Origin of the sequence: Citrobacter braakii (assembly GCF_002075345.1) — a bacterium.
GTDB lineage: Bacteria > Pseudomonadota > Gammaproteobacteria > Enterobacterales > Enterobacteriaceae > Citrobacter > Citrobacter braakii.
This window is the reverse complement of record NZ_NAEW01000043.1, coordinates 1-5458: the sequence shown is the minus strand read 5'-3', so window position 1 is coordinate 5458 and position 5458 is coordinate 1. Positions and strand designations below refer to the sequence as shown.

Genomic DNA, 5458 nt, shown 5'->3' with positions numbered 1-5458 from the left:
AGAGGTAGTTATCCGGCTTGTTACGCTTGTAACGCGTCAGCCAGTCGCCGCTGAACCAGGCCACCGGCAGGGGCATCAGGATGGCCAGCATGGGAAAGGCAATCCAGCCCGCGAACGGCACCACAAACACCGCCATGACCAGCCCCAGTCCGCTACCGCACAGCGCCGCCACACCCAGCTCCCCGACGGTAAATCCCCGCCACACCACCGGGCGGACGTTCAGGCGGTCGGGAATAAAATCAATCGCTGCCATACTCGTGCCCTCCGCTCAGATGACCGTCACGGCCTTGTTGAGGAAGTAGATGACCAGCACAATCATAATGGCACCCACCACCACACGGACGCCAAAGTCAAACCAGCTGGCCTTGCCGTCACCAATCTTGTGATAGGTACCGACGCAGGAGATGACCACCACAATGAAGGCGGCGGCGCAGATAACCAGCGCCCCGTAAGCCACCCCGTTGCGGCTCATACTTTTGACATCCTCCATCACGTCGGCGGAGTTTGCGCCACCGGTGATTTTGGGCAAATCCGCACGGGCCGCCAGAGACCAGAAAAGGCCTGTGCAGAACGTGGCCACGCCACGCAGACGGGTAATCAGTGTCATCATTGTCAGTCCTTGTATTAAATCGCCGGTGACTGACCGCCACCGGACGGTCATTAATAGCTGTAAAAGAGTATTGCCAGTTCAAGCAGGATTATCAGGCGCACCACAAACATGCCGGCCGCCCCCGCCTTCACGTCCTGGTTAGACCAGCCGACGTAGACGGTCCGTATCATCCAGGCCGCGAGCAGAAAAAGCAGCGCGAAGAAAAGTGCCACCACCAGATGTTTGATGACTGCAGGCTCCAGACCACCGGAGCCGGCGATAAAGGCCGTACGCTGGGCGCTGTTCACGGGCGCTCCCGGCGGTACTGCCCGCTGACCGCATCACCTTCCGGTAGCCGGGGCTGGGCGCGGGACGGGTCGAGATACTGTGAAATACCCTGCTTCATCACCCGGATATCCGCGGTGGCGCGGGTATAATCAAAATAAAAACGACCGTCGCCTGACGCCTGTGCGCTGAGGGTCTGCGCGCGATCAAGGGAGGCCTGAAGCTGGTCAAGCTGGCGCATCACCAGGGCCAGTTCATCCTTTTCGGATGCAAAGGCTGCGGGTACCGCCAGCGACAGCAGGATGGCTGGAATGTGGAAGTAACGACGGGACATATCCTGTGCGCTCCTGAATAAAAAGGTTCGCGCACAGGTTGTCGGAAACACCGATGAAAATCAGCAGTAAACTGTTTTTCGGATTTTGAAAAAAAGCACGGGGATTATTGTGGAATAATCACGGGAAGGAACTGGAGTTGCAGGAAAGGAAGAGATCATGCCTGACCTGCTGGTACACCACATAATACAACGCCAGCCCGCCACAAAGGCAGGACAGCATCAGCAGCCAGACCAGAACCCGTCCTTTCACATCGCTCCCGGACGTCTGCGAAGTGCACTCTTCGCAGACTCTTAACATTCATCCTGAATGCCATAATGTGACACAATGGTTAAACGGCGGGTCACCGTGACGGCGGAAAACGGGATACCGGTATGTCAGTCACGCCCTGTCTGATGACACTGTTATCCAGTTCATCCAGAGCGGTGATGACAGCCTGGCTGACCGAATCCAGCACATCCAGTTTTGTCAGTATCCGTTCCTGTGTGCGTATCTCACTGTGGGATTCCTGTACCAGGGCGGCAAGTGCCTGATGGAGTTTCCTGTGCGCCTCCCCGAGACGGACAAACGCCGGCAGGGAGCCAAAGCTTTTCCGACCTTCGCCCTGATACCAGCGTCCCAGGGCACATTGATTCTCATCTTCCGCAGGAAACGTGTCCTTCCCCTCCAGAACCGACATGTACACCCTCTCCCGCCACTGGTAATGAATGGCTTTGAGAACCGTTACCTGCAGACTGTACGCCGTGCATCGTATCGTGTTTGCAGACACGGTCAGCTTTCCCTGTATTTTTTCATTCTCGTCAATCAATCCGTTCAGCAGGGCAATCACTTTATTTCCGTATCGCCTCTCCCGGGGCGTCAGGGTACCAAGCTTGTTGTTCAGCCTGCCCCGCAGGGAATACATCTGATTGACCAGCCCTGTGACCCCATCGGCAATCGCCTCATTCTCATTCGCCACATCAGACATGCCGGAATACAGTTTTTCCGCTTTTTCTGCGGTATACAGCACATGCACCTGCTTAGCCTGCAGCATTCTGTACACCATGGAAAAAAGCGCGTTGTCACCTGATGCCACAATCCCCCCCTGCCACCACTTGCGGAAAGTAAAGAAAATTAAAAGTAAGGAATTAAAATAACACGGAAGACAAGCGGTGCCGGATTGTTTCAGAATATTCTGCCACTCGGCCCTGTGGCAGGTTACCGCAGACTTGATCGGCATAGGGGGCAGCAGTTAGCTGCGCCCCTGCCACACCACCCGGCATGCGGGTCCGCACCGGGCGGTTCGAGAAGTTGAGGTCATGCGAGTCGAGGAAAGCCCAAAGCATCAAAGTAGTCGACTGTGAGTATACGGTTCAACCCAGCTTCGCTGTGTCTCCACCAGTGTCCCGCGCCTCCCGCCATAAGTGCGGCCAGCTCATGGGTAGCCCCGAGACTGCGGAGGCGACTATAGACAGTCGTTCCCGTGCGCCAGTGCTTAAGCTGGATAACCCGGAGTCGGTGACGTAACGTTTCGTCCGTGCTGCTCTGACGTACCTTTTGCCGATTTCGACATGTTACTGACCTTCAAGTCCTCAATGACGATCATCGCGTGGATTTTGCTGATTTCACTGGTGACTTTGTGAAGGTAGTCGCGCCGGATATTGGCAATGTGAGAGAGATGACGCTGGATTTTTCGTTTCTGTTTCTGCCAGTTGGCACTGAATTTAACTTTGCGGCTTAACTGGCGCTGGAGCATTGCCAGCTTGCGCCGATTTGCTTTAAAGCTGTTGACTGGATGGTATCCGACACTGCCTATTCAGATTTTAGGTGAAGTAAAGATTAGTTGAGGTGTGGAGAACATATTTGTATGTCTCACATGTGCAGATTTCATCAATCAGAAGATACCACATCTGTACATATGCCCCACATCTGCATATACTTGGCATATGCTTTAAAGCTAACCTATCAGGAGAAATATTATGAGAACCGTATCGATATTCAAAAACGGCAATAATCGCGCTATCCGTCTGCCCCGAGACCTGGATTTTGAGGGAGTGAGCGAACTGGAGATCGTCCGGGAAGGTGACAGCATTATCCTCCGTCCCGTTCGCCCAACATGGGGTTCGTTTACTCAGCTCGAAAAAGCCGATTCGGACTTTATGGCCGAGCGTGGGGACATCGTCAGCGATGAAGGACGGTTTGACCTATGATCAAGACCTATATGCTGGACACCAACATTTGCTCGTTCATCATGCGTGAGCAGCCGGAAACTGTCATTAAACGGCTTGAACAGGCAGTACTACGCAATCACCGCATCGTGGTTTCGGCCATTACCTATGCCGAAATGCGTTTCGGTGCAATCGGAAAAAAGGCATCTCCCCGCCACGGCCTGCTTGTCGAAGCTTTCTGCGCCCGTCTCGATGCAATCCTCGCCTGGGACCGCGACGCGGTGGATGCAACCACGGAGATTAAGGCCGCGCTGACTGCAGCCGGGACGTCAATCGGTCCGAACGACACGGCGATTGCCGGGCATGCTATCGCCGCTGGCGCTGTGCTGGTGACGAACAACGTGCGAGAGTTTGAGCGTGTACCTGGCCTAGTTCTGGAAGACTGGGCTAACTGACGGCAGAAAGAATCTTAAAGGCCGGAATGTCCGCTTTGTGCACAGGCTGTGTAAAAACTCGGTTTTGGAGTATCTGAGTACTACCTCAGTCAGGGAGCAAGATCTCCTGACCGCCCGGTTTGTTTTGCATTAACGCGCTCGAAGCCAAGAGCATCAAGCTGTAATTCATCAACAAAAACATCAATAGCCCTGGCAGGGCTGTCTTCTGTGACAAAATCATCCAGCACTTCAGGGGGCAACGTCACCAGATGTCTGCCTTGACCTTTAATGTGGTGAGTCATATCTGCACCCGCAATATTTAATTGTATGCTTTTAATTTTATTAAATAAAATAGGTGACCCCCATGGGTTTATCAAGAATGGTTGATCATATAAAGCCACTACTTAGACCAAAAAGTGATCAGCAGTTTTCACACAGCCCAGGCACTAAGCGGACTGTGATCACCCTTCTGTCGTCTCGTTTTCTGACTTCCTTCGTGACTGTCAACGCAAAGCAGAAAAGGCCTTTTGGGGGTGCGGATGTTTTCTATAGATATTTCTTGAAGGTGGACGCCTGTACGGTCAGGACGACGCCAAACAACAGTGACGACGGCAGCAGAAACGCATTCGGGTACGCCGCTGCAGGCCATGACAGATACGCCATACACGGATACACCAGCGACGGCTTTATCAGCCCCCGCGCATGATGGTAGAGAAAACTCGACTCATACCCCGCCCCGTACCGCCTGAGGTCACGCAGGCTCAGCCCCTCCACCATCGCCACCGCCGCCGCCATCACGAACAGCGGCAGTGACAGCAGCAGGATGCTCACCCGCACCAAAAACACCACTGTGATATACAGCGTCGCTTCCAGAAAGCCCCTGAACTGTACGGCAAGCCATGTCCCGCTGTCCGTCAGCGTCTGCGTGAACAGATTACCGTGGCTGCAGCCGTTATTCAGGGCGCCGGATGGCATAATGTTCTCCGCGAGCCACTGGTATCCTTCCCGCACCCACGACATCACCGTCACTGACGGATGTGACAGCACCAGGCTGCGGGTGAAATCCGACGACAGAAACCGCAGCTCCGTCTCCATCATGGCTCTGGCATGCTGCGCCCCCTGCTCCGGCCACCAGAACACCAGGCCCGCATACTCCACCAACAAACTCAGAAACAGCGAAGCAAACAGGATACCGGCAATATGCCACGGCAGACGCCACAACAGCAGCCACAGCAGGCCCGCCTTTTTCGGCGGAGACGTGTTCTGCGGCGGACGAGATTCTTCCTTCGCCATTACACATCATCCTCTTTCTGTTCCTGCGCTGCTTCCCCTGTGACCTCAGGCCCCTGTAACTCCGGAGAGTGTATTGTACCTGCCGGAACGGGGGACAGCGGTATCTGAGGTTCCTGGTCAGGGTTGGCCGGGTCCGGCAGGGTGGTTATCGACGGCCACCAGGACTCACCCGTCCGGTACCCCTGGCGCATCGCGGTGACCATCGCCTCCATACCCGGCGGCATCGCCACATCGTTCGCATCCGACGGCAACGGCATCCTGATTTTCCACAGTTTTCCGCCTTCCAGCAGAGCGAATGCCTGTCCTTTTGGCAGGCTGATAAGCTCCGCTGTCGAAATCAGCGGCATCCTCACGCTGCTCACCCTGTCCTGGGTGTTT

At 55.0% G+C, this 5458-nt stretch carries 9 protein-coding genes and 3 pseudogenes; 2 read left to right on the top strand and 10 right to left on the bottom strand.

The annotated features are described in order from the left end of the window. From BZK42_RS27275 to BZK42_RS27250, 7 genes and pseudogenes are all read right to left on the bottom strand, one after another. On the bottom strand, positions 1–253 hold a 253-nt coding region (locus tag BZK42_RS27275), incomplete at its 3' end, for a TIGR03750 family conjugal transfer protein (RefSeq protein ID WP_080861369.1). Between the two features lie 15 nt (positions 254–268). Continuing rightward, entirely contained in the window at positions 269–610 is a 342-nt protein-coding gene (locus BZK42_RS27270) for a TIGR03745 family integrating conjugative element membrane protein (RefSeq protein WP_249025186.1), read from the bottom strand. A 50-nt stretch (positions 611–660) separates the two neighbouring features. Continuing rightward, positions 661–897 (bottom strand): TIGR03758 family integrating conjugative element protein, encoded by a 237-nt coding sequence (locus BZK42_RS27265; RefSeq protein ID WP_080861366.1) that lies wholly within the window; start codon positions 895–897, stop codon positions 661–663. Next, complete coding sequence (locus tag BZK42_RS27260) at positions 894–1208, bottom strand: integrative conjugative element protein, RAQPRD family (protein WP_080861364.1); 315 nt, start codon at positions 1206–1208, stop codon at positions 894–896. Before BZK42_RS27260 ends, BZK42_RS27265 begins: the two co-directional genes overlap by 4 nt. A gap of 118 nt (positions 1209–1326) precedes the next feature. Beyond that, entirely contained in the window at positions 1327–1506 is a 180-nt protein-coding gene (locus BZK42_RS28635) for a hypothetical protein (protein WP_143329765.1), read from the bottom strand. Between the two features lie 43 nt (positions 1507–1549). Beyond that, positions 1550–2281, bottom strand: coding sequence for a CZB domain-containing protein (locus BZK42_RS27255; RefSeq protein WP_158083404.1), 732 nt, complete (start codon positions 2279–2281; stop codon positions 1550–1552). A gap of 429 nt (positions 2282–2710) precedes the next feature. Next, a pseudogene (locus BZK42_RS27250) lies at positions 2711–2986 on the bottom strand (transposase); the annotation flags it as partial. Between the two features lie 178 nt (positions 2987–3164). Between BZK42_RS27250 and vapB the strand changes: the two are divergent. After that, the gene (gene vapB / locus BZK42_RS27245) at positions 3165–3395 is read left to right on the top strand and encodes a type II toxin-antitoxin system VapB family antitoxin (RefSeq protein ID WP_064396317.1); all 231 of its coding nucleotides are present in this window, start codon (positions 3165–3167) and stop codon (positions 3393–3395) included. Beyond that, positions 3392–3808, top strand: a complete 417-nt coding sequence (locus tag BZK42_RS27240; RefSeq protein ID WP_080861356.1) for a type II toxin-antitoxin system VapC family toxin — start codon at positions 3392–3394, stop codon at positions 3806–3808. The genes vapB and BZK42_RS27240 overlap by 4 nt, the downstream gene beginning before the upstream one ends. A gap of 104 nt (positions 3809–3912) precedes the next feature. Here the strand turns inward: BZK42_RS27240 and BZK42_RS29435 are convergent. The 3 genes and pseudogenes from BZK42_RS29435 to BZK42_RS27225 form a co-directional block, all read right to left on the bottom strand. Next, positions 3913–4089 (bottom strand): annotated as a pseudogene (locus BZK42_RS29435) (IS5/IS1182 family transposase); the annotation flags it as partial. A 244-nt stretch (positions 4090–4333) separates the two neighbouring features. Further along, on the bottom strand, positions 4334–5080 hold the full coding sequence (locus BZK42_RS27230) for a TIGR03747 family integrating conjugative element membrane protein (protein WP_080861349.1): 747 nt from the start codon (positions 5078–5080) through the stop codon (positions 4334–4336). After that, a pseudogene (locus BZK42_RS27225) lies at positions 5080–5458 on the bottom strand (hypothetical protein); the annotation flags it as partial. The gene BZK42_RS27230 and the pseudogene BZK42_RS27225, both read right to left, overlap by 1 nt.

Excerpts from the sequence above, each read along its gene's own strand:
- BZK42_RS27270 (WP_249025186.1), bottom strand. The coding sequence starts at position 610 with ATGATGACACTGATTACCCGTCTGCGTGGCGTGGCCACGTTCTGCACA.
- BZK42_RS27260 (WP_080861364.1), bottom strand. The coding sequence starts at position 1,208 with ATGTCCCGTCGTTACTTCCACATTCCAGCCATCCTGCTGTCGCTGGCG.
- BZK42_RS28635 (WP_143329765.1), bottom strand. The coding sequence starts at position 1,506 with ATGTTAAGAGTCTGCGAAGAGTGCACTTCGCAGACGTCCGGGAGCGAT.
- vapB (WP_064396317.1), top strand. The coding sequence starts at position 3,165 with ATGAGAACCGTATCGATATTCAAAAACGGCAATAATCGCGCTATCCGT.
- BZK42_RS27240 (WP_080861356.1), top strand. The coding sequence starts at position 3,392 with ATGATCAAGACCTATATGCTGGACACCAACATTTGCTCGTTCATCATG.
- BZK42_RS27230 (WP_080861349.1), bottom strand. The coding sequence starts at position 5,080 with ATGGCGAAGGAAGAATCTCGTCCGCCGCAGAACACGTCTCCGCCGAAA.